The sequence below is a fragment of the Nocardia ninae NBRC 108245 genome (assembly GCF_007990755.1).
In the GTDB taxonomy this organism is placed as follows: Bacteria; Actinomycetota; Actinomycetes; order Mycobacteriales; family Mycobacteriaceae; genus Nocardia; species Nocardia ninae.
Map to the genome: position 1 here is coordinate 218,094 of NZ_BJXA01000002.1, position 21,230 is coordinate 239,323.

17 protein-coding genes are annotated in these 21,230 nt (G+C 67.4%); 8 read left to right on the top strand and 9 right to left on the bottom strand.

Annotation, left to right across the window (positions count from 1 at the left end; genetic code table 11):
• Positions 1 to 54: 54 nt before the first annotated feature.
• Together asnB and NN4_RS03060 are read right to left on the bottom strand one after the other, a co-directional pair.
• Complete coding sequence (gene asnB / locus NN4_RS03055; protein ID WP_186818237.1) at positions 55 to 2,043, bottom strand: asparagine synthase (glutamine-hydrolyzing); 1,989 nt, start codon at positions 2,041 to 2,043, stop codon at positions 55 to 57.
• Positions 2,044 to 2,095: 52 nt separating this feature from the next.
• Positions 2,096 to 3,400, bottom strand: a complete 1,305-nt coding sequence (locus NN4_RS03060; protein ID WP_147128400.1) for a glutamine synthetase family protein — start codon at positions 3,398 to 3,400, stop codon at positions 2,096 to 2,098.
• Between the two features lie 425 nt (positions 3,401 to 3,825).
• Here NN4_RS03060 and NN4_RS03065 point away from each other — a divergent pair, with 425 nt between their 5' ends.
• The 6 genes from NN4_RS03065 (at position 3,826) to NN4_RS03090 (ending at position 9,503) form a co-directional block, all read left to right on the top strand.
• Complete coding sequence (locus tag NN4_RS03065; RefSeq protein WP_147128401.1) at positions 3,826 to 5,295, top strand: cytochrome P450; 1,470 nt, start codon at positions 3,826 to 3,828, stop codon at positions 5,293 to 5,295.
• A 150-nt stretch (positions 5,296 to 5,445) separates the two neighbouring features.
• Positions 5,446 to 5,754: a hypothetical protein gene (locus NN4_RS03070; protein WP_147128402.1), complete on the top strand. Its 309-nt coding sequence runs from the start codon at positions 5,446 to 5,448 to the stop codon at positions 5,752 to 5,754.
• Positions 5,755 to 5,925: 171 nt separating this feature from the next.
• Positions 5,926 to 6,996 (top strand): quercetin 2,3-dioxygenase, encoded by a 1,071-nt coding sequence (locus NN4_RS03075; RefSeq protein ID WP_147128403.1) that lies wholly within the window; start codon positions 5,926 to 5,928, stop codon positions 6,994 to 6,996.
• A 129-nt stretch (positions 6,997 to 7,125) separates the two neighbouring features.
• The gene (locus tag NN4_RS03080) at positions 7,126 to 7,890 is read left to right on the top strand and encodes a PAS and ANTAR domain-containing protein (RefSeq protein WP_147128404.1); all 765 of its coding nucleotides are present in this window, start codon (positions 7,126 to 7,128) and stop codon (positions 7,888 to 7,890) included.
• A 282-nt stretch (positions 7,891 to 8,172) separates the two neighbouring features.
• Complete coding sequence (locus tag NN4_RS03085; protein ID WP_147128405.1) at positions 8,173 to 9,000, top strand: SDR family oxidoreductase; 828 nt, start codon at positions 8,173 to 8,175, stop codon at positions 8,998 to 9,000.
• A 302-nt stretch (positions 9,001 to 9,302) separates the two neighbouring features.
• Positions 9,303 to 9,503, top strand: a complete 201-nt coding sequence (locus NN4_RS03090; protein WP_107657057.1) for a hypothetical protein — start codon at positions 9,303 to 9,305, stop codon at positions 9,501 to 9,503.
• Between the two features lie 118 nt (positions 9,504 to 9,621).
• Here NN4_RS03090 and NN4_RS03095 read toward each other — a convergent pair whose 3' ends face one another.
• The 5 genes from NN4_RS03095 to NN4_RS47100 form a co-directional block, all read right to left on the bottom strand.
• Positions 9,622 to 10,038, bottom strand: coding sequence for an anti-sigma factor antagonist (locus NN4_RS03095; protein ID WP_147128406.1), 417 nt, complete (start codon positions 10,036 to 10,038; stop codon positions 9,622 to 9,624).
• Between the two features lie 260 nt (positions 10,039 to 10,298).
• Positions 10,299 to 11,042 (bottom strand): metallophosphoesterase family protein, encoded by a 744-nt coding sequence (locus NN4_RS03100; RefSeq protein WP_147128407.1) that lies wholly within the window; start codon positions 11,040 to 11,042, stop codon positions 10,299 to 10,301.
• A gap of 5 nt (positions 11,043 to 11,047) precedes the next feature.
• Positions 11,048 to 11,317 carry a BON domain-containing protein gene (locus tag NN4_RS45955; RefSeq protein ID WP_246180679.1) on the bottom strand — a complete coding sequence of 90 codons (270 nt, stop codon included), beginning with the start codon at positions 11,315 to 11,317 and terminating at the stop codon, positions 11,048 to 11,050.
• Positions 11,318 to 11,881: a nucleotidyltransferase family protein gene (locus NN4_RS03105; protein WP_246180680.1), complete on the bottom strand. Its 564-nt coding sequence runs from the start codon at positions 11,879 to 11,881 to the stop codon at positions 11,318 to 11,320.
• Between the two features lie 28 nt (positions 11,882 to 11,909).
• The gene (locus NN4_RS47100; RefSeq protein ID WP_415842766.1) at positions 11,910 to 14,591 is read right to left on the bottom strand and encodes a cation-translocating P-type ATPase; all 2,682 of its coding nucleotides are present in this window, start codon (positions 14,589 to 14,591) and stop codon (positions 11,910 to 11,912) included.
• Between the two features lie 2,049 nt (positions 14,592 to 16,640).
• Between NN4_RS47100 and NN4_RS03115 the strand changes: the two genes are divergently transcribed.
• Both NN4_RS03115 and NN4_RS03120 read left to right on the top strand, forming a co-directional pair.
• A complete protein-coding gene (locus NN4_RS03115; RefSeq protein WP_186818238.1) occupies positions 16,641 to 17,405 on the top strand; it encodes an HAD family hydrolase in 765 nt (254 codons plus the stop codon).
• Positions 17,406 to 17,408: 3 nt separating this feature from the next.
• Positions 17,409 to 19,754, top strand: coding sequence for a glycoside hydrolase family 65 protein (locus NN4_RS03120; protein WP_147128409.1), 2,346 nt, complete (start codon positions 17,409 to 17,411; stop codon positions 19,752 to 19,754).
• Between the two features lie 12 nt (positions 19,755 to 19,766).
• Here the strand turns inward: NN4_RS03120 and NN4_RS03125 are convergent, their stop codons facing one another.
• Together NN4_RS03125 and bla are read right to left on the bottom strand one after the other, a co-directional pair.
• Positions 19,767 to 20,243, bottom strand: a complete 477-nt coding sequence (locus NN4_RS03125; protein WP_147128410.1) for a DUF2599 domain-containing protein — start codon at positions 20,241 to 20,243, stop codon at positions 19,767 to 19,769.
• A gap of 23 nt (positions 20,244 to 20,266) precedes the next feature.
• Positions 20,267 to 21,196, bottom strand: coding sequence for a class A beta-lactamase (gene bla, locus NN4_RS03130; RefSeq protein WP_147128411.1), 930 nt, complete (start codon positions 21,194 to 21,196; stop codon positions 20,267 to 20,269).
• Positions 21,197 to 21,230: the final 34 nt, after the last annotated feature.

Here is a 21,230-nt window from a genome sequence, read left to right on the forward strand (position 1 = left end):
CCTCTCTGGACTAACTCGGGAAGCTCGCCTGGCCCACGTCGGCGAGCGCATCGATCAGCGCGCGGCCGTACCCACCGGGTCGTGGTCGCCGTCGATGTTGCGCATCATGATTCGGTCGATATCGACCTCGGGTACCTGGAAGTCGTGGATCAGGAACTCCTCCATCAGCAGCACGCTGAGCAGGTGCACGTACGCGTCACCGAAGGGATAAGGCACGCGCGGTGTCTCGGCCTTCGTCACCCGTTCCACGAGCCGGTCCACTGCGGCGGGCACCAGGAAACCGACCCGGCGGATGGCGGACGGTGTCAAGATCGCCGCCACCCAGTCGTCACCGTCCGGCAGCAGCGCCTCGGCACCGGGCAGCCGCATGCCGAACTTCGGTCGATCGACGATCTCGGGCGGCAGGCGGTCGGCATACGCCTCGCGCAGAATGTGCTTCTCCCGCACTCCGTTCAGCTTCCACTCGACCGGTAGGGCGGCCGCGTACTCGACCACGTGGGAGTCCATGAAGGGGTATCTGCCTTCGACGCCGAAACCCGTTCCGGCCCGGTCGCCCAGGCAGGTCATCCCATAGCCGATCAGGAAGGTGTGCATGTCGACGAGCATCGATCGGTCGACGGCGGATCGCTGCTCGAAGTCCGGGAAGTCGGCGCGGAACCGGCGAAGCAGCACCGCGTGATCGTCCTCGACGCCACCCGCCGCATCGATGAGCTCGTCGACGGGCTCGGATTCGAAGCGACGCAGATGTGGCCCGAGCGTGAAATCGCGGTTCGATCGGTCCGTGTAGAACCGGATGATCGCGTCGGCACTCTTGCCGTCGCTGTACAGCACGTCGTTCAGTGCGGGCGCCAGTTCGGCGGCCGCACCGGCGAAGGACCCTCGGCCGAGACAGGCTTCGATGATCCGCGCCTCTTTGGCGATGTCGTAACCGGCGAAGAGCTCGTCGGAGCCTTCGCCGCCGAGAATCACCCGCACACCGGCCAACCCGACTTGCTCGGCCAGCACGCCATAGGCCACCGGAGCCGTGAAATGCAGCGGCTGTTCACACTGCCGGACGACATGCGGGAATCGCTCGCGGACCTGTGCCCGCGACACCGGAATCCGTGTGTGCTTGCTACCCAACCGGTCCACCATGGCCCGCTGGTACGGCCACTCGTTCACGGGGCTGTCCGCGGCATCGATGGAGAATGTCGTGAGCGGCTCGTCGATCAGCTCGTTCATCACGGAGGAGACGACTGCCGAATCGATGCCGCCGCTGATATAGGTGCCCAGTGAGTAGTCCGTGCGCAGGCGCAGTCGGATGGACTCTCGAATGACCTCCCGCAGTCCGATCTTCGCTTCCTCGAACGACTTCGGCGGTGCGACGGTGCTCTGTCGTGCGATGCCGTGGTAATACTTCGACAGCTCGGCCTGCCCGTCGCGGACGGTCAGTATGTGCCCCGGTGGGATCGCGTCGATGCCGGTGAAGCACGTCTCGCCGGGGACCGGGCTCCAGTACCGCATGGCGCGCCGCACCTTGTCCGGGGCGAGCTCGCGAGGCACCCGGGGGAATGCGAACAGTCCTTTGATCTCGGACGCGAAATAGAAGGTGCCGTCCTGCTCCGTGTAGAACATCGGGCGCTCGCCGAAGCGGTCGCGGCCGAGGATCAGCACGTCCTCCCACTTGTCGTAGAAGACGAAACCGAACTGGCCGTTCATGCGCGACAGCGCATCCAGTCCCCAGTATGCGAGAGAATGCAGTAGCACCTCGGTATCGGAGTTCGTCTTGAAACGCACTCCGTGGCTTTCCAGTTCGCTGCGCAGCTCGATGTAGTTGAACACCTCGCCGTTGAAGCCGGCGATGTAGCGATTATCCGGCGTCACCATGGGCTGCTGGCCGAGCCTCGGGTCGATCACCGAGAGCCGGACCGTGCCGAGGGTGAAGGAGGAACTGTCGTACAGGCCCACTTCGTCCGGGCCGCGATGGGCGATCGCCCGAATGCCCCGCCGTACCAGATCCAGTCGCTGGTCTTTGCGTAATCCGCTGTCAATGAATCCGACCACACCACACACGGGTCTATCTCCTATTTCCTCGAGACTTACGGAGCATCGCCGACTACACCGAATCCAGATACCGGGCGCGCTCCCAATCGGTGACTTCTCGCTGCCCCGCCGCCGCCTCGCTGCGCGCCACTCGGCACAGGTTCTGCACCGTCGACGCGCCGAGTGCGCGCCGGGCGAACTCGCTCTCGCCGAACAGGTTCGCGGCCGCCCAGATGTTCGTCGGCAGGGGAGGATACTCCTGCGAGACATAGGAATTCGCGGCAGGCGGTGGTGGTTTCAGGTCTTCGGTGACGCCGGCCAAGCCCGCGGTGAGCTGGGCGGCGGCCAGCAGGTAAGGGTTGGCATCGGCGGCGGCGATGCGCGTCTCCACCCGGGTGCCACCGGCGTCGCGGACCAGGACGCGCACCGCGGCGCACCTGTTGTCCAAACCCCAGGAAAGGTTCGTCGGCGCGAACGAATGGTCGGCGACGCGTTTGTAGCCATTGGGCGTGGGGACGGACACGAGCTGTAGCTCGGCGGCGTACTTCAGGAGCCCGGCCACATAATTGTGACCGATGCTGCTCAGCGTGCCCGCGTCCCAGAACGCATTGTCTTTCTCCTTGCGCCACATGCTCTGATGGATGTGCAGGCCGCTGCCGGAGAGGTCACCGAACGGCTTCGCCATGAAGGTCGCCCGGAATCCGTGCCGGGGTGCCAGTTGCTTCACGGCATAGCGAAAGAAGAGCAGTCCGTCCGCCGCGGTGAGCGGGTCGGACGGGGTGAGGTTGATCTCGACCTGACCCGGCGCGTACTCGGCCCCGCACGCCTCGACCTCGACATCGGCGCTGAGCAGCGTCTGGCAGACATCGTCGAGAAACGGCTCCAGGTAATGATTGTCGTGCAAACTGTAGACCGGATTGCGGTCGCCCCTGGGGCGCAGCGTCTCCGCGTCGAGTGCGTAGAACTCGCTCTCCATTGCGATGTAGGGCGAGAGACCGGCCTGCACCAACTCGGCTGCCGCACGGCGAAGTACGTCGCGCGGCGCTACTGTGGCGAGCTTGCCGGACCCGTCGACGACGTCACAGAAGACCAGGGCGGTCCGCTGCTTCCATGGCACGAGTCGCAGCGTTGCCACATCGGGGCGCAGGAAGATATCGGGATAACCATTGGACCAGCTGTATTCATCGGTCTCGATGACCTCCATCTGGTAATCCCAGGCCAATACCGCCGAGGACAAACCGACCCCACCCGAAAGCCCACTCGACAAAAACGTTTCGACCGGGATTCTCTTCCCGCGGATAGCGCCTGTCATATCCGGCGTGGCGAGCTCGACCATCGTGATCGAATGCTCTTTCAGAAATTGCTCTACCGCTTCCATATCGATCCTCTCACCCCCCGGCGGCGCGACCCCCCTGACCACTTCACAAACGTGTGGACTCAGGTGACCTCGGTGATCGGATCTGCCGGGGACCCCGGCACCTCCCCGGGGGACACGCAAAGCACGCGGCGAGCAGCACCCCGTCGCACTGGCTGACCCGGAACCAGCTTAGCGCGCAACGTATCCCGACGACAGCGCTTCCACATCTCGCGCGACTCCCGCGGGTGCGCGACCCGTTCCAGCGTCAGGTTTCGACCGGCATCGTCGCGCATCGGCTCAGTCTGGCAGAGCCACTCGAGATCCGGCATGCCCCGGATGGGGGGTTGAAATCCGGACGGCAACCCCTGATCTTGGAGAAAACGAGATAGCATCCAGATCTCCCTCAAAGTCACCCATTTCGTGTGGGAATATGGGAAGCGAAAACCGTGACCGAAGTTTCAACCCGTGTCGGCACCGTCGCCGACCCGATGCGCGCGCCCGGGCCCACCGGCTTGGACGCGTTCCGGGCAATGGCGCAAATCCGCAACGATCCCTGCCTGGCCTTCCAGAGCCTCGTCGAGCAGTACGGCGATGTCGTCCGAATAGACATCTCGGGCGGGCAATTCTTTATCGTCAACGATCCCGAGCTCGTCGAAACAGTCTTCGTCGGACGTCAGAGCAACTACGTCAAAACCCTCAATGCCAAAGTGGCGGCAATGGCATTGGGCAATGGGCTGCTGACCAATGAGGGTGACTCCTGGACCCGCCAGCGCCGGATCATGCAACCGCTGTTCGCCCGTCGTCAGCTGGATCGTTTCGCCGAGTACATGATCACCGCGGCGGAGCGTTCGTTGCAGCGCTGGGAAACCCGTCCCGATGGGGATCAGCTCGACGTCTCCGTGGCCATGAACGCCTTGACGCTCGACGTGACCGCACCCGCGCTCTTCGGCAGCGACCTGTCCGAGGACGCCGCGCACGTGCACGAGGCGCTCGTCGAAATCCTGCGCTGTGTCGGCAAAGCCATGACCTCGTTGCTCACCTGGTTGCCCGCCCGGCTGCCGGGCGTGACGCCCGATATGGCGCTGCGGTTGCAGGCCCCGCGCTGGCGCAAGCTGGACGCGGCGGTCGCTGTGCTCGACAACGTCGTCGCCCGGCTCATCCGGGAACGACAGGCGAACCCGCAGGACGACCGGCACGATCTGCTCGGTCTGCTGCTCGACGCGCGCGACGAGAAGGGTGCGGCGGCGATGAGCCCGCGCCAGGTCCGCGACGAGCTGGTGACCTTCTTGCTGGTCGGGCACGACACCACGGCCTACTCGCTGGCCTGGACCTTGATGCTGCTGTCCAACAATCCCGAGGCGCGCGAACGGCTCATCGCCGAGGTCGACACCGTGCTCGGCGACCGCCGCCCCACCCCGGCCGACCTCGACCAGTTGCCGTGGACCTCGGCCGTCATCGAAGAGGCGATGCGCCTGTATCCGCCGTCCTGGCTGATCGAACGGCAAGCCGCCGCCGACGATGTGCTCGGCGGCTACGCCATCCCCGCCGGGGCGACCGTGTACGTGGCGTCCTACCTGCTGCACCACGACCCGAAATCCTGGCCCAACCCGGAAGGTTTCGACCCGCGCCGGTTCCTGCCGGAGAACAAGCAGTTCGTCTATCCCGCCACCGGTACCGGGAGCCCGCAACCCCGTTCCCGCTATGCGTATCTGCCCTTCGGTGCGGGCCACCGCCAATGCATCGGACTGGGTTTCGCGCGCATTCAAGCCAAACTCATCCTCGCCATGCTCACCCAGAGCTACACCTTCGACCTCGCAGCAGGGGCGCGGATCGTCCCCGAGCACACGCTGACCTTGCGGCCGCGCGACGGACTTCCCATGGTTTTGCGGCGTAGAACCCGCACAGAGACGGTGTAGGCCGATCATCGCGCTTGCCCCCTCGCTGGCGCGTCGACGGTGCGAACCGGTAGTGCGCTACCTCAGCTATTGAGGTAGCGCACTACTCATATGCGCGCTTGCAAAACGGAGGATGCTCAGAGCTGCCGCGAAATCTCGCATGGCGGTGCTGTGGGGTTACGCCGCCCTACCGAACTCGGTGCGCGAGCGTCGGCCCGTCTGGTGGGTCACGCCGTGATCACGGCGCTCGCGCTGGCAGTGCTGCTCAACGGTGTGTCACGGGTGTTCGTCGTGACTCCGCGCAACGACGGGCTCTGTGTCGCACCGGTCTCGATCATCATCGGGGTGTTGGTGCTGTGGACTCTGATAGTGCAGCGCCGCAACCGGTTACGCGCCGAGTTGCCCGAGTCCGCGCCGCTCCGGTCAACTGCCTGCCGCACCTCCAGGCGCGATCCGCTGCGAGTTCCGCCTCGCCGGTGATTCCCCCTCCTCGACCTGCTGAGCCGAGCGGGGCATCCGTCGCCCCGTAGTCCCATTCGGCAGCAACGAGTTTGGCTTGCTACGATCCGGACCGGACAGAATCTGACGAGGGGCTTTACAACCGTTGGTGCGGTAACCCGGGCCCCGGATTCTGTAGGTTGGTCCGCACCAGTGACTTTCGACATTCCGAACATCGATGAAGTTCAATCGCTCGACCCGGGCATCGACACGCTGCCCGGACGCTGTGTCCCGTACTATTTGGCCGCCGGTGAAGGTGCCCGATACGAACTCGGCGGGCAGCTGATCACGGTGATCGCCCGGCCGGAGGACACCGGCGGGCAGTTCGGTGCCGCATATGTGTACGGCGGAAAGGGAATCGAGACACCGTTCATGTCGCACGCACAGGAGCATCGCTTCCTGTACGTCACCGATGGACTGCTACAGGTATGGCTGCCGGCGGAAACGCACGTCCTCGGTCCCGGAGCGTCGGTCGCCGTGCCGCCCGGGACGCCGTACGCCTACCGCCTGCTCGCGCACCGCACGCGGTTCCTGAGTTGGCTCACCGTGGGCGACGGGCATCGGTGGGCGCAAGCGATCGGCCGCGAGACCACCTCACACGTCTTCGACCTCACCGCGGACCGGCCGCCTTCGACGGGGCGGCAGTCCGAACTCGCCGACCAATTCGGCGTCCGAATCCACGACCTGGAGAAACATCAGCTGCCACCGGTCACCGGTACATCGCTACCTGTCGGTGAATCACCGTATGTCCTGGACGTAGGGGAGGGTGACCGCTGGGCAGGCATGGGCCAGCTCAACACCTATCTGGCGCGGGCCGCCAACACCGGTGGCAACTATTTCGCGATGCACACCATCGGCGGCAAGAGTCCCTACATCCCGCGCCACTTCCATCGCGCGCACACCGAGAACTTTCTCTGTATCGAGGGCCGAATCTTATTGCACGCAAACGGAAAAGAGCTGCTGCTGACCAAAGGTGACTTCGTGCACGCACCCGCGGGAACCGTGCACAGCTTCGCCTTCGACACCCACCACACCCAAATGCTCGGTCTGCTGACCACCGGGGTATTCGAGAAGTTCTTCGAGTACATGAACGAACCGACCTCGGCCTACGTGCACACCGACGGCGCGGACATCCCATTTCCCGCAGCGGGTTTCGCGAGGGCGCGGGCGGAGCTGGATCTAGAGGTCGTCGGTCCGCCCCCGGTCCGTGGTTCGGTCCATTGATCCCGCCTGGGTCAGGCGCGCAGCCGGTGGAATGCGTATGCCGGTCGAGAATTGCGATCCGCCGCGCCGCGTAGCCGCCCGATGCCGATTCAGCGGAGGTCATCAGGCGACCAGGAGTTAAATGGGGGTATGCGTACTGGTGCCGGGTCGGACCACGACGACTACCTCGACGGGGTCGAGCGAGTGGTGGGCGCGGGCACGCCGCTCGGTACCGGCGGCTTCCGGTTCTGGTTCGCCGACCGTCGCTGGGAATGGTCCGATGAGTTGGCGCGCATGCACGGCTACGCCCCCGGGGAGGTCGAGCCGACAACGGAGTTGCTGTTGGCTCACAAGCACCCCGACGACCGGGATCGAGTAGAGGCCGTCCTGGTGACTTCCGTCGAGGACGACACGCCTTTTTCGAGCAGTCATCGCATCATCGACACCGCCGGGGCGGTGCATCAGGTGATCGTGGTTTCGGAGCCGATGCACGATGAAGCAGGCCAGACCATCGGCACCGTCGGTTTCTATGTCGACATCACCGAGACGCTGACCGAACACCATGATGCGGCCGGAGACGGCGCGGCGGACATCGCATCGGACGGCCACGGCGACGGTCATGCGACGAACAACCGCGCGGTCGCGTCCGACGTCATGCTGCCGGAACTGCTCACCGCCCGCGCTGCGATCGAGCAGGCCAAGGGCGTGCTGATGGTGGTCTATCGGATCAACGCCGAACAAGCCTTCCGAGTGCTGCGGTGGCGCTCCCAGGAGACCAACACCAAGCTGCGGGTACTCGCCGAACAGCTGATCACCGGCCTGGACCGCGTCCCGGCCGCCGAGGCGTCCATGCGTTCCCGCATCGATCACCTGTTACTGACCGCCCACAAGACTCGCCGCTCCGAAACCGCGTGAACCCGGTGGCACCGTAGCCGGGTAGCTTCGGCCGCGTTCGCGATCCGTCCCGGGCGCAACGTGCGGGCCGCTCGTTCGAGTCGAGTCCGTTCCCGGAGATCGCGCGCCGCTGCGTAGGCGGGGAAACAGCCACGGGTGTGTCCCGGAATCGACCGGGTATGTGCGGAATTGGGGAACCACGCCGAGCGCACGCGACGCGTGCCGCCGTCGACGCCCCTCGACAGCGCACCGCGGCGGCCTCGACCGCTGTCGGTGGCACCGACCACAGATAGGAAAAGGATTATGACAACTCCCGCTCCGCTACCCGAAGATCGTGCCGGCGCACCACTGCGCGCGGTGGTGACCGGCTCCGACTCCGGCATCGGTGCGGCGATCGCGGTCGCACTGGCCGGCGGCGGCGTCGATGTCGGCATCACATACCACTCCGACGCGCAAGGCGCCGAACGCACCGCGGCGGAGGTGCGCGAACTCGGCGCCACCGCGGCGGTCCGGCGGCTCGACCTGGGTGATCTGCCGACTGCGGCTGCGGTAATCGACGAACTGGCCGAGGAGTTGGGCGGCATCGATGTGCTGGTGAACTGCGCGGGCACCGGCACCGCGCAACGCGCCATGGACATGGATTTCGACACCTGGCGCCACGTGCTCTCGGTCGATCTCGACGGTGCGTTTCTCTGTTCGCAGCGCGCCGCCCGCCGGATGATCGAGGCGGGCCGGGGCGGCCGGATCATCAACATCACCAGCGTGCACGAGCACGCGCCCCGCGTCGGTGCGGCGCCCTATTGCGCCGCCAAGGCGGGCCTCGGCGCACTGACCAAGGTGCTCGCCCTGGAACTCGCCGAACACGACATCACCGTGAATTCGGTTGCCCCCGGCGAGATCTCCACGCCGATGACCGGCCAGGAGGACGTCGACCCGCGCACCGAATCGCGGCCGGGCATCCCACTGAGCCGCCCCGGCCACGCGAAGGAAGTAGCCGCCGTGGTGGCCTTCCTCGCGACGCCCGCAGCCGGGTATGTCACCGGCGCATCGTATGTGGTCGACGGCGGACTGCTGCTGATGGGACCGCAGGCGGGCACCATCCTGACCGACGAGAAGTGGCGGTCGCCGTAAACCGAGCCGGCACAGCGACCGTCAGCCGAGACGAGGAGGACCCATGACTCGACAGGTAGGTGACTACCGGCCGAGACGGATGCGTGAGCACCGCCACAGCGACCGGGCCGCCGGATCGAATCAGTGTGTCATTCGCAGTGGTCAGCAGGGTCGGTCAGCTGTCACCGGCGAGCCGTACGGCGTTGCGTACCAAGATCTTTCGACAGAATTTCGCCGTAGCGATGTTTCAGCAACGCGACGCCGGGCACCCGACAGATGAGCCCACCCTGAGGCTCGAACGTCGATCGGAAAGGAGAAACGCAATGGCAGACTCCAACAACCCGGGACAGTTCGGCAACCGGGCAGATACCGAGCAGCAGGCCAGCAAGGGCGGCCAGGCCAGCACCGGTAGCTTCGGCGACAAGAACAGCGCCGATCCTTCGGCCGCCGGTAGGAAGGGTGCCGAGGCGCAGCCGACCGAGGCCAAGGCCAAGGGCGGCCAGCACAGCGGCGCGAACCGCTGATCGGCCCACAGCCCCTGTGCTGATAAGCCAGCAGCCCCTGCTGAGCACTGCTCAGCAGGGGCTGGCTGCTGTCATGGGTACGGGCTCGCTCGGGGTGCAGCGCACCCGGGCGGGCAGGTCAGGCGGGTGGCAGTCGTCGTTCGGCGGCCGCCTCGATCGAAGGGTAAGCGGGGAACAGCAGGAACGCACCGGTCACGTCGAGTGCCCGCTGCACGGCAGGATGGTGAAACACCAGCCGCAGGTCGAGGCCGCGGGGCGCGGCGCGATGCTTGATCTCGACCAGTACGCACGCGACGCTGAGCGAGAGGAACTCGACATCCCGCAGATCGACGATCACGCAACCTTCGTCGAGCGAACCCAGCGCCCTGGTAATTCGCTGGCGCAGCACGGGTATGTGGGACGCATCCAGATCTCCGTGCGCGGTGACAACAGCGGTATCGGACTTTCTGGCGCGGCGCGGATTCGCGGTACTGGTCAGAAGCGGCATCTCGTCGGCTACTGCGGCGGCTGTCGGCTCGGCGATGGTTTCTGTCATCACTAACCCCTTGCGTCCGAGGCTTGCACTAACGACTCGTCCCGACTGCGGGCGTACGCGTGGGCAGGTGATGAACGAACACACCGCCGCACGGCAGGCGACCCGCGCATGGGACGCTACGGCTGGCTGTTCAACCTCTTCCGGTCTACCACGACTGCTCGACGCTGTCTACCGCCCGGGACGTTCCGAAACGTCGCTCATGCGCGGCCGCTATCAGGAAGGCAGCGGACCGGGTGTATTTCTCGCACCCCGGCGTCCGATCAGAACGCCGGGGTGACTGCGGCAGCGACCTTGGGCGCGTCCAGTTCGTAGATGGCGTAGGCGGCGCGCAGGACCGGCTGGGCGACATTGCGCACCCGGATACCGCCCGGTGTGGTCCCGCGTTCGGAGCCCGCGTGCGCGTGGCCGTGCAGTGCGAGATCGGCGCCGTTGTTGTCGATCGCTTCGCCGAGCAGATACGAACCGAGGAACGGATAGATCTCCCTCGGCTCGCCGTGCAGCGTGTCGCTGACGGGGGAGTAGTGGGTGAGCGCGACGGTGACGTCGGTGGACAGTCCGGCCAGGGCTTCGGCCAGCGAATCCGCGAGTGCGACAGTGTGACAGGAGAAGTCGCGCATCTGGCGCTCGCCGAAGATGCTCGCGCACTTGCCGGCGAAACCGCCACCGAACCCCTTGGTCCCGGCGATGCCGAGCGTCCGGCCGGAGATGGTGAAGGTGATGGCGGTACCTTCGAGCACGGTGATGCCGTGGTCGACCAGCAGCTCGGTGATGTCGTCCTCGACCTCGCTGTGATAGTCGTGGTTACCGAGCACCGCGACCACCGGCACGCCGAGGTCGGCGAACTCGGCCGCGACCACCTTCGCCTCGTCCACCGTCCCGTGACGCGTCAAATCCCCTGCGAGCAGCAGAATGTCGGCGTGCTCAGGCAGCTCGCGCAGCGTGGGCCGCCACAGCCCGTGTGAGTCGGCGCCGAGATGTACATCGCCTACGGCGGCTATTCGCATGCGGCTCAACCCCTTTCGCTATCCGTCGAACCGAGCGCCTCGCTGTCGGCCGGCGCACCGGGACGGGTGACGTGCACGTCGTTGTGGATCCGCGCCTGCGGAAGCTGTTCGCGCACTATCGTTTCCAGCTGTTGCTTGCGTTCCTCGGTGCTCACCTCGCCGCCGAGAACCACCACGTCGCCGCGAATGGTCACCCCGATGCCCAGTTCCGCGGTGCGCGGATCCTCGGCCAGGGCTCGGCGCAGGTGCGCGACAAGGTATTGCGGCTGCTCCATCTATTTCACCTTTCCGGTGTCGGTGATACCGAGATCGTCGAGCAGTCCGAGAAACGCGCGCGCATAGGGTGATTCCTCGGTCTGGCGCCGCGCCTCCGCCCAGTCGACCTGTTCGCGCAGGTCACGCGCGATGTGCAGCAGCGGCGCGAAGTCGAGGCGGTGCGCGTCGAAGACCAGCAGCTTGTCCACCATGAGATCGGTGCCGCTGACCACCGGCGCGGAGGTCGGCCCGATGCGCATCGGCGTTGCGCGGTCGAGCAATTCGTCGGTGACGTCCCGGTAATTGGGTCGGTAGATCACGTCGATCAGGACGTCGCCGTCGTACACCTTGCGCAGCCAGTCCTCGGGCGGATCGCAGACCCGCAACCCGGCCTCGGCCAGTGTGCGCACCGCTTTCGCGCAGTCCTCGGGTTTGACGAAGATATCGACATCGTGCTGTGAGGCGGGCCCGCCGCGTGCGTACACCGCGCAACCGCCGGCCACGGCGAACTTGATGTCCGCCTCGGCCAGCGCATTGACGGCACGGGTCAACGAATGCAGCAATTGATCGATCGTGGCGACCATGATCGGGCAATACCCGGTTACCAGTCGACTATTCGGCGGAATCGAGCGCGCGAGCTTCGCCGGACAACAGCCCTGGCAGCAGCGTCGCACCCGCGGTGGCCGCGACGGCCGACCCGGTCGCGATCGTCCAGCCGAACGGGCCCAACGGCCTGCAACCGAAGTAGGTGCACAACCCCGGTGTCATAACTACCGCACCGAGAACGCCCGCGCTCGCCGCGGTGGTCAGCCACACCAGAGGACTGCGATACCCGGAGACCAGTGTCTGCCCCAGCTGGGTGCCGATCAGCGCGACCAGCCCGATGGTCGCGGCCCGGCGTTCGGTGCCGGTGTAGCGGCCGACCGTCCACGCGACGGAGGCGCCGGTGGCCGTGGCGATGCCGCGGGTGGCGATGGTCCTGGTCAGGTCGTTGCCGAGCTCCGCGCGCGGAATCTCGCTGAGTTGCGCCGACCGCTCGCGCACCGCCGCGGCGCTGTCGGCCGGATCGATGCCGCGATCGTCCGGCGACAGCGCCAAGGCGAGCGCCGGGAACATATCGGTGAGCATGTTCACCAGGAGGAACTGACGGGTGCCGAGCGGGCCTCGGCCGCCGACCGCGGTGCCGAACAGAGTGAATGCGACCTCGCCCGCATTACCGCCGACCAGCACGCCGACGGCATCGGTGATCCGCCGCCACATGCCACGACCCTCGACCAGCGCGTGCAAGATCGCGATCGGATCCGGATCGGTCAGCACCAGGTCGGCGGCGTTGCGCGCGGCGGTGGATCCCTGTGCGGCCAAACCGATTCCGATGTCGGCGCTGCGGATCGCGGCGGCATCGTTGCCGCCGTCGCCGGTCATGCCGACGACGTGACCGTTACGCCGCAACGCGGTGACGATGCGCACCTTCTGCTCCGGATTCACCCGGGCGAACACCGTGCTGCGCTCGATCAACTCCGCTTGCTCGCGGTCGTCGCAACGATCCAGATCGGCGCCGGTGACGACGGTATCGACGGCGATGCCCAGCTGGCGTGCCGCCGCGGCGGCGGTCACCGGATGGTCGCCGGTGATCATCCGGACACTGATCTCGTTGTCCTGCAAGGCGGTGATCAGCGGCAGCGTCTGCGGGCGCGGGGTGTCGGCGATGCCGAGGAAGCCGAGCAGCGTGAGTTCGCCGACCGCGCCCGCCACGTCGTCGGGCTCGGTGGTGAGATCGCGGCGGGCCACGGCCAGCACACGCAGGCCTTGTTCGGCCAGGTCACGCACGGTCGCCTCGGCGCGCTCACGCAATTCATCCGACAAGGCAATGGTGTCGCCGTTGCGCACCTTGGTGCAGCGCGGCAGCACGATCTCGGGCGCGCCCTTGACGACCAACCGCAGCCTGCGCGCGGTGTTGCCCAGCGCGGCGGCGTACCCGCGATTCGAGTCGAAGGGGATCGCTTCGATCGGGTGCCAGCGTCCGTCGTCGAGGATCTCGGCGGCTTCGAGCACCGCGCGATCGGTGGCATGGGTGACCGGCCCCTCGTTCGGGTCGGGGCAGGCGCGCGCGGCCGCGCGCAACAGCCTGCGCGCCTCCTCGGCCTCGGCGTCGGGCTCCCATTGCTGGTGCAGGTCGGCGAGTTTGGTCAACCGCAGCCGACCTTCGGTGAGGGTGCCGGTCTTGTCGAAACACAGCGTGTCGACCCGGCCGAGCGCCTCGACCGTGCGGCTCGCCCGGACCAGCACGCCGTAGCGGGACAGCCGCCGCGTGGCCGCGAGTTGCGCGACCGTGGCGACCAGCGGTAGCCCCTCCGGTACCGCCGCGACCGCGACGGCTACCCCGTCGGCGATGGCGGCGCGCAACTCCCGGCCGCGCAGGCCGCCCAAGACGCTCACGATCGCTCCGCCGGTCAGCGTCAGCGGCAATGCGCGATCGGTCAGTTGGCGCAATTGTGCTTGCACACCGCCCTTTTCGGGTGGCACCGCACCGGCGGTGGCCCGCCCGACTTGGGTGTCGGCGCCGACCGCGACCACGACCGCCCGCCCGCGGCCGTTCACGACCGTGCTGCCCTCGTAGATCATGCAGGCGCGGTCACTGGGTCCGGCGCCGGGTGTGGCCGACAGCTGCTTCTCCACCGTGACCGATTCACCGGTCAGCCCGGATTCGTCGAGCTCGAGATCGTCGACATCGACCAGCCGCGCGTCGGCGGGCACCACCTCACCGGGGCGAACGGCGATGACGTCGCCGACCGCGAGCAAGCCGGCAGGCAAGGTTGTTTCGGCGGCGTCGGGCTTGTCCACGTCGGCCCGGTCGATGACCTGCGCGGTGAGGCTCTCCCGGTCCAGCAGTGTATGCAGGGCCGACTCGGCGCGCTGGCGCTGCCTGGCCGAGACCACCGCGTTCACGGTGAGCACCGAGGACAGCAGGATCGCATCGGACGGGGAGCCGAGAATGGCCGTCGCGGCGGCGCCGACGCCCAGGATCGGGGTCAACGGATCGGCCAGTTCGGTGCGCAGATGGCGCAGGAACGAGGTGGTGCGCGTCAAGCCGCCGAACCAGGTGTCCTGCTCGGACGGGTCCGACGTGGCTCGCTCCGTCGAGCCGGGCGGCTGCGGTAGTCGAGCGAGCACCTCCTCGGGTTGCAGTGCGTGCCAAGGCAACAGCACCGAGGGCGAGGGTGGCGCCGGTGCGCGCATCGTGCGGATCCCGGCCAGTGATCCGTTCAGCAGGCCCGCGAAATGGGCTGCGGCCATCGGTGATATCTGGGCTCGCCGGGACGGTGACACGGCGAGCAGCAATCCGCCGAGCGCGGCCGCCGAGAGCGCGAGGGACCGGCCTTGTGCGCTGACGTGACGGGCCGGTTCGATCGCCGCCAATACTCGTTCGACCTGGCTCAGCTCGCGGCACAGCGCGTCTGCGGTCCAGGGCGCCCGTTTGTGGTTATGGCCGGCGCCGAGCAGACCGATGGCCACATCGGACCAGGCGAGTGCCTTGTAGGCGTGGGCGCTCACTGTGGCGACCACGTGGCCGTCGCGCTGCAAGTCGTGCACGAGTTTGCTCAACGAGGTGGCGGGGGAGACGAATTCGTCGACACGGGAACGCAATTCACCGGCGTCGGCGCTCGCGGCGAGGGTGACGCGCAGGCCTGCCTTACGCGCCGTGGTCAGCAGCGAGTGGGCTCGCGGGTCGAGTTCACGGCCGATGAGGACCCGGCCCACCGTGCGGTCGCCGGCGCGCAGTTCACGCCGGGCCGGACGGATCGTGGCGCCCCGATCCGGATTTCCGCTGTCGGGGTGCACCAGTCGCAGCTCGTTCTTGCGCGCGGCGCCGTTCCGTTCGGACGTAGCGGGTTCGGCCGAGGAATCCGGGGGCGCCCAGAGCAGCCGCTGGGCCGCACTCCAGACGTCGGCGGTCGACCATTCGGCCTCGCTGGACTCGGCATCGAGCACTACCCGGCGCGACGTGAGCAAGGCTTCGCCGTCCACGACGAGGGCGGTGAGGCGGTCGAGTCGCCGCCACGCGGTGGGGTCCAGCGTCAGCACCCCCGCGCGGGCCAGCAGCGTGGTGAGGGTCGCGGCATAGGCCTCGCGGCAGGCGCGTGCGGCTTTGGGTGCTCCGAGCGCGAGCGCGTTGACGGCGTCGCCGGCATTGCCGAGGGTGGCAATCGCGGCGGCGCCCACCACCATTGCCGATCCCGTCTCGTCGGCGACTCGCTCCAGCGGGCCGGGCGGCAGTTCGGCGGGGCGGGTGTAGCGCGGCAGCGGCTGTGCGACGCCGGGGTTGTCGTGGTGCAGGAGCTGCGGTTCCCAACCGCGCCAGCTGACCCGGCGCGCGACGGCCTCGGTCAGCAGCATGGACCGTTGCGCCGCGTCGAGTAGCAGTGTGGGGATCCCGTCGGGCGCATTCTCGCCGAGCGCGGTGCCGAGAGCCGAGACGAGGGTCAGGGCGAGATCGGTGCGCGCTCGCCCCAGCCGTTGCTCCAGTTGGTCGCGCACCCGTGGTTGTGTCTCGGCGATCGAGGCGAGTGCTCGCGCCGCGCGCAGGGGCGGACGCAGTGGTGGCGCGACTCCGGCCAACGAGATCGCGATGGCGCACAGATCGCCTGCGACCTGAATTGCCGCCGCTATCACCGGTTCTCGGTCACCCGGGTAGTCGATTTCGCTGTCCCAGTCCTGCTCGTCGACGTCGGTATCGCGCTCGATCCGGTCCACCGTCGCGAGCAGTTCCGGCAGATCCGCCGCGCCGCGGGCCAGGGTGGCGACCACCCGTCCGGTCACCGCGTTCACCTGCCACCGGCGCACGCCGCCGAGGCTCTCCAGCCGCCGCTCCAGTGCGCGGGCGACGGTGGCGCTGCTGCTGCCCGCCAGGCCGCGGACCTCGATGGTCGCGCGCCTGCCGTGCATGGCGACGCGTCGCCGGGTGCGTTTCAGGTGCGGGTCGACCAAGGCCGCCACGTCGTCGCGTAACTGACCCGGCTCGGGCACATCGAGGAGTTGCCCGGCCTCGGCCGCTTTACCGGCCACCGTCTCGATGGCCTGCAACGGTGCGGCGGCGAGTTGGGTGGCCGCGCCGATGGCCAGTAATCCGCCGCGGCGGACGGCTCCGGTCACCGCCGCCGCGGGCGCCTCGATCCACCAGGCAGGTCGTAGATGACGTGTCGATAGGCCCATAACGGGCAGCTACCCCGCAGGTAGCCGGGTAAACAAGGTCGGAGTTGCGCTCGCGGAGAACAAGTTCGGTGGATGCACCGGCGCTCGCGTGCGGAACAGTTTCTCGGTCGGCATACGGGGTAACGCCGGGGCATGACCTCATCGAGTGACGGCCGGACTGCCCGGCTGGGTTTGCCGGACACGATCACGGTCGCGCTGTTCGATCTGGACGGGGTCCTCACCGATACCGCGTCGGTGCACCGGCGGGCGTGGACCACGATCTTCGACGCATACCTCGAGCAGCGGTGTGGACCGGACTTCGTGCCGTTCTCCGAGGACGACTATCTGCGTTATGTCGATGGCCGCCCGCGCGCCGACGGCGTCCGCGAGTTCCTGCGGTCCCGGGATATCACCCTGCCGGAGGGCGATCCGGCGGACGAGCCGGGAGATGCGACGGTGCACGCGCTCGGCAATCGGAAGAACAGCGTGCTGCTTTCGCTGATCGAACACGAAGGCGTCAAGGTTTACCCCAGTTCGGTCGACTATGTGGCCGCGGTCCGGGAGGCCGGGCTGAAGGTAGCCGTGGTGACCGCATCCGCCAATGCCGTTGCGGTGCTGGAGGTCACGGGCATCGCCCGCTGCGTCGACGAGCGGGTCGACGGCAACGATGTCACCCGGCTCGGGCTGCGCGGTAAGCCCGCACCCGACGGATTCCTCGAAGCCGCCGCGCGGCTGAACGTAAAGCCCGAGCAGACAGCGGTTTTCGAGGACGCGGTCGCCGGGGTAGCGGCAGGGCACGCAGGCGGCTTCGGGTTCGTCGTCGGGGTCGACCGTGTCGGCGACGGCAGGCACGGGCCGGAATTGACGGCGGCGGGCGCCGATGTCGTCGTCAAGGATCTGGCGGAGCTGAAGGAGTAGCGAATGGCTGCGGACTGTCGCGGTTTCGAGGTTGAGCCATGGCAATTGCGGTGGTGCGGAATGGATGTGGATGCACTGCGGCGGACTGAATCGATCTTCGCGTTGTCGAACGGTCACCTCGGTTTGCGCGGCACGCTCGAGGAGGGGGAGCCGGTCGGCGAACCGGGCACCTACCTCAACGGGTTCTACGAGAAGCGCCAACTGCCTTATGCCGAAGTGGGTTACGGATACCCGCAGCAGGGGCAGACCGTAGTGAACGTCACCGACGGAAAGATCATCCGGCTGCTCGTCGGCGACGAGCCGATGGACATGCGCTACGGCCATGCCCGGGAGCACGAGCGGGTACTGGATTTCCGCTCCGGAACACTGCGCCGCAGCACGGTATGGACCTCGCCCACCGGTCAATCGGTGCGGATCCGTTCGGAGCGCCTCGTCTCGTTCACCGAGCGGGCGCTGGCCGCTATCCGCTATGAGGTCGAGCCGCTCGACGAGGATCTGGATCTGGTGATCCAATCGGATCTGCTCGCCAACGAGCCGGTCGTGGCGCGCCAGGGTGATCCCCGCTTCGCGGCGGCCCTGGATCGCCCGCTGGTGGCCGACTTCGCGACCGCACGGGATTTCCACGCGGTACTCGCCCATCACACCAGGCACTCCGGGCTGCGGATGGCCGCGGGGATGGACCACGAGCTGGCGGTGAAGGCCACGCCACGGTGTTCGGTGCACACCGAGGACGACCTGGCCCGGCTGACCATCGCGGTCGATGTCGCGCGGGGTGACACGGTATGCGTGACCAAGTATTTCGCCTACGGCTGGTCCAGCCAGCGTTCAACCCCCGCGCTGCGCGCCCAGGTCGAGGCGGCGTTGGCGGCGGGCCTGGAGACCGGCTGGGACGACCTGCTGGCCCGCCAGCGCGCCTACCTCGATGATTTCTGGGCGAGCGCGGATATCGAGATCGACGGCGATCCCGAAATGCAGCAGGCCGTCCGCTTCGCGCTGTTCCATGTGTTGCAGGCCGGGGCCCGCGGCGAGACCCGCGCAATACCGGCGAAGGGGTTGACCGGCCCCGGCTATGACGGCCATTCATTCTGGGACACAGAGACTTTCGTGCTGCCCGTGCTCACTCATACGGTGCCTGCCGCGGCGGGCGACGCGCTGCGCTGGCGGCATTCGACGCTCGAGCTGGCGCGGCAGCGGGCCCGCGAACTCGGTCAGTCCGGCGCGATGTTCCCGTGGCGATCGATCAATGGTGCGGAGGGCTCCGGCTATTGGCCGACCGGCACCGCGGCGGTGCACGTCAACGCCGATATCGCCGACGCGACCATCCGCTATCTGGCCGCGACCGGGGACGAGCAGTTCGAACGGGACTGCGGGGTAGAGCTTTTGGTGGAGACCGCCAGGTTGTGGGCGGTGCTCGGGCATCGGGATTCGGCCGGGAGCTTCCGGATCGACGGTGTCACCGGACCCGACGAATACTCCGCGCTGGCCGACAACAACATCTATACGAATCTGATGGCGCAGAAGAACCTGCGCGGCGCGGTGGCCGCGTGCGCGCGGCAGCCCGAGGTGGCGCAGCGGCTCGGAGTCACCGAGAGCGAGATCGGCCGCTGGCGGGACTGCGCCGAGAAGGTGGCGATGCCGTACAACGACGAGCTCGAGGTGCACGAGCAGTCGGAGAATTTCACCCGCTACATGCGCTGGAATTTCGCGGATACCCCCGCCGAGCGGTACCCGCTGCTGCTGCACTATCCGTACTTCGATCTGAACCGTAAGCAGGTGGTCAAGCAGGCCGACCTGACCCTGGCGATGTACCTGTGCCCGGATGAGTTCACGCCGGAGCAGAAACTGCGGAACTTCGACTACTACGAGGCGCTGACAGTCCGCGACTCCTCGCTCTCGGCCTGCGCCCAGGCGATCATGGCGGCGGAAGTCGGTCACCTGTCGCTGGCCTTCGACTATTTCGTCGAATCCGCGCTGACCGATCTGCACGATCTGCACCACAATGTGGCGACCGGATTGCATATCGCCTCGCTGGCCGGCACCTGGAGTTGCTGCGTCGCGGGTTTCGGCGGCATGCGCGAATGCAATGGCGAAGTGCGTTTCGCCCCACGCCTCCCTGAAAACCTCGACCGCCTCGCCTTCCGAATCCTGTGGCGCGGCAGCCGAATATCGGTCGATATCACTCGCGACGCGGCAACCTACGCTCTGCTGTCCGGCGACCCCTTCACCTTCCGGCACCATGGCCAGCCGCACACGCTGGAGGGGACACCGCTGGAATTGGGTATACCGGACCTGCCGAATGTCTCGAAGCCCGAACCACCGGCCGGCCGGGCCCCATACCGCCGGGATTAAAGGTGGCTGATGTCAGAGTTCGTGTTCGGGGGCTCCCGGATTGCACTGTGCTGCGACGGTTTCCGGATAGCCGACGGCGGGGCGCCACGGCTCGAGGTTCCAGCTCGGCTTGTCCGGCATAGTGATTCGGGCCCAGTCCCAGTGGCAGAGGAACTGATCGCGCATGCCGGGGGCGTCGGCATCACCGGCCCGGCGAAGGACTTCCTGCCAGGCGCGTTCCGCGGCCGGCGGGAAGGGGTCCTGGCGGCCGGCGAGGGTGGGGTAGATCATCAGCCGTGTGCTGTCGGCGCCGTCGGTCCAGACTACGTGGTCGATGAGCGGGTGATCGATGAACGGATCGAGGTTCGCCTCGCTGGATCCCGTCGAAATGGGTACAGCGGGCGGGGGTTCGGCGGAGGGTGCCGAGGTGGCTCCCGTCTGTCCGGCGGCAGTGGTGAGGGCCACCAGCATGGCTACGGTGCCTGTGGTGAGAATTGCGGATCTTCGCATCGGAGTGTGTCTTTCGCGTCGGGTCAGCCGTGGGCGGCCGGGTGTAGGGCCTCGGTGATTGCTTTGGCGGATTGCGCGACGAGGGGGTCGTCGGCGGGGGCGTGTTCCTCGGTGTTGATCGACAGTACGGTGATCACGATCGGTGAGTCACTGTTGGGCGGCCAGGTCACCGCGGCGTCGTTGGTGAGGCCGTAGTCGCCGCCGCCGGTCTTGTCTCCGGTCTTCCAGTCCTGCGGCAGTCCGGCGCGGATCCGGTTCAGGCCGGTGGTGCTGCGCAGTAGCCATTCGATCAGCTGCTCGCGCTCCGGCGTGGGCAGCGCGTCGCCGGACACCAGCGCGCGGTAGTCCGCGGCGAGTGCGGCGGGCGTGGTGGAGTTGTGCTCGGGGTTGGTGTCGCCGCTGTTGCTCAGTGGCTCCCAGTCGTCGAGGCTGGTGGTCGTATCGCCCAGCGTGCGAACGAATTTCGTGATGGAGGTGGGTCCGCCGAGCAGTTTCAGCAGCTCGTTGGTCGCGGTGTTGTCGCTCTTCTCGATGGCCGCGGCGGCCAGCTCACGCACCGTCATGCCGGTGCCGACGCGCGTCTCGGTCACCGGCGAGTACTTCACCAGATCGTCGGCGGTGAAATGGATGACGGTGTCGAAATAACCGTCGGCCAGTGGATGCTCGCGGAGCAGCGCGGCCACCGCCAGCGTCTTGAAGGTCGAGCCGATCGGAAACCGCTCGTTCTCGCGGTAACCCAGAAAGACGCCCGTCTTCGTATCGACGGCGAAGGCGCCGACTCGGGCGTGGTGCGCGGATTCGAGATCCCGCACCTGAGCGGTCGCCCGCGCGGCGGTGGCGGCGTCGGGCACCCGGGTGGGTGCGGTCGTGGATTCCGGCACAGAGCACGCGCCGACCAGTGCGGCTGCCGTGATCGCGACGGTCAGAACACCGATTCTGGACTTGGCTGTCATGACTGCTCTCCTCTGCAATGGCTGATGAGCGGGG

Excerpts from the sequence above, each read along its gene's own strand:
- NN4_RS03085 (WP_147128405.1), top strand. The coding sequence starts at position 8,173 with ATGACAACTCCCGCTCCGCTACCCGAAGATCGTGCCGGCGCACCACTG.
- NN4_RS47100 (WP_415842766.1), bottom strand. The coding sequence starts at position 14,591 with ATGGCCGCAGCCCATTTCGCGGGCCTGCTGAACGGATCACTGGCCGGG.
- NN4_RS45955 (WP_246180679.1), bottom strand. The coding sequence starts at position 11,317 with ATGGAGCAGCCGCAATACCTTGTCGCGCACCTGCGCCGAGCCCTGGCC.
- NN4_RS03120 (WP_147128409.1), top strand. The coding sequence starts at position 17,409 with ATGGCTGCGGACTGTCGCGGTTTCGAGGTTGAGCCATGGCAATTGCGG.
- NN4_RS03125 (WP_147128410.1), bottom strand. The coding sequence starts at position 20,243 with ATGCGAAGATCCGCAATTCTCACCACAGGCACCGTAGCCATGCTGGTG.
- NN4_RS03060 (WP_147128400.1), bottom strand. The coding sequence starts at position 3,400 with ATGGAAGCGGTAGAGCAATTTCTGAAAGAGCATTCGATCACGATGGTC.
- NN4_RS03095 (WP_147128406.1), bottom strand. The coding sequence starts at position 10,038 with ATGACAGAAACCATCGCCGAGCCGACAGCCGCCGCAGTAGCCGACGAG.
- NN4_RS03090 (WP_107657057.1), top strand. The coding sequence starts at position 9,303 with ATGGCAGACTCCAACAACCCGGGACAGTTCGGCAACCGGGCAGATACC.
- NN4_RS03115 (WP_186818238.1), top strand. The coding sequence starts at position 16,641 with ATGACCTCATCGAGTGACGGCCGGACTGCCCGGCTGGGTTTGCCGGAC.
- NN4_RS03080 (WP_147128404.1), top strand. The coding sequence starts at position 7,126 with ATGCGTACTGGTGCCGGGTCGGACCACGACGACTACCTCGACGGGGTC.
- NN4_RS03100 (WP_147128407.1), bottom strand. The coding sequence starts at position 11,042 with ATGCGAATAGCCGCCGTAGGCGATGTACATCTCGGCGCCGACTCACAC.
- NN4_RS03105 (WP_246180680.1), bottom strand. The coding sequence starts at position 11,881 with ATGGTCGCCACGATCGATCAATTGCTGCATTCGTTGACCCGTGCCGTC.
- bla (WP_147128411.1), bottom strand. The coding sequence starts at position 21,196 with ATGACAGCCAAGTCCAGAATCGGTGTTCTGACCGTCGCGATCACGGCA.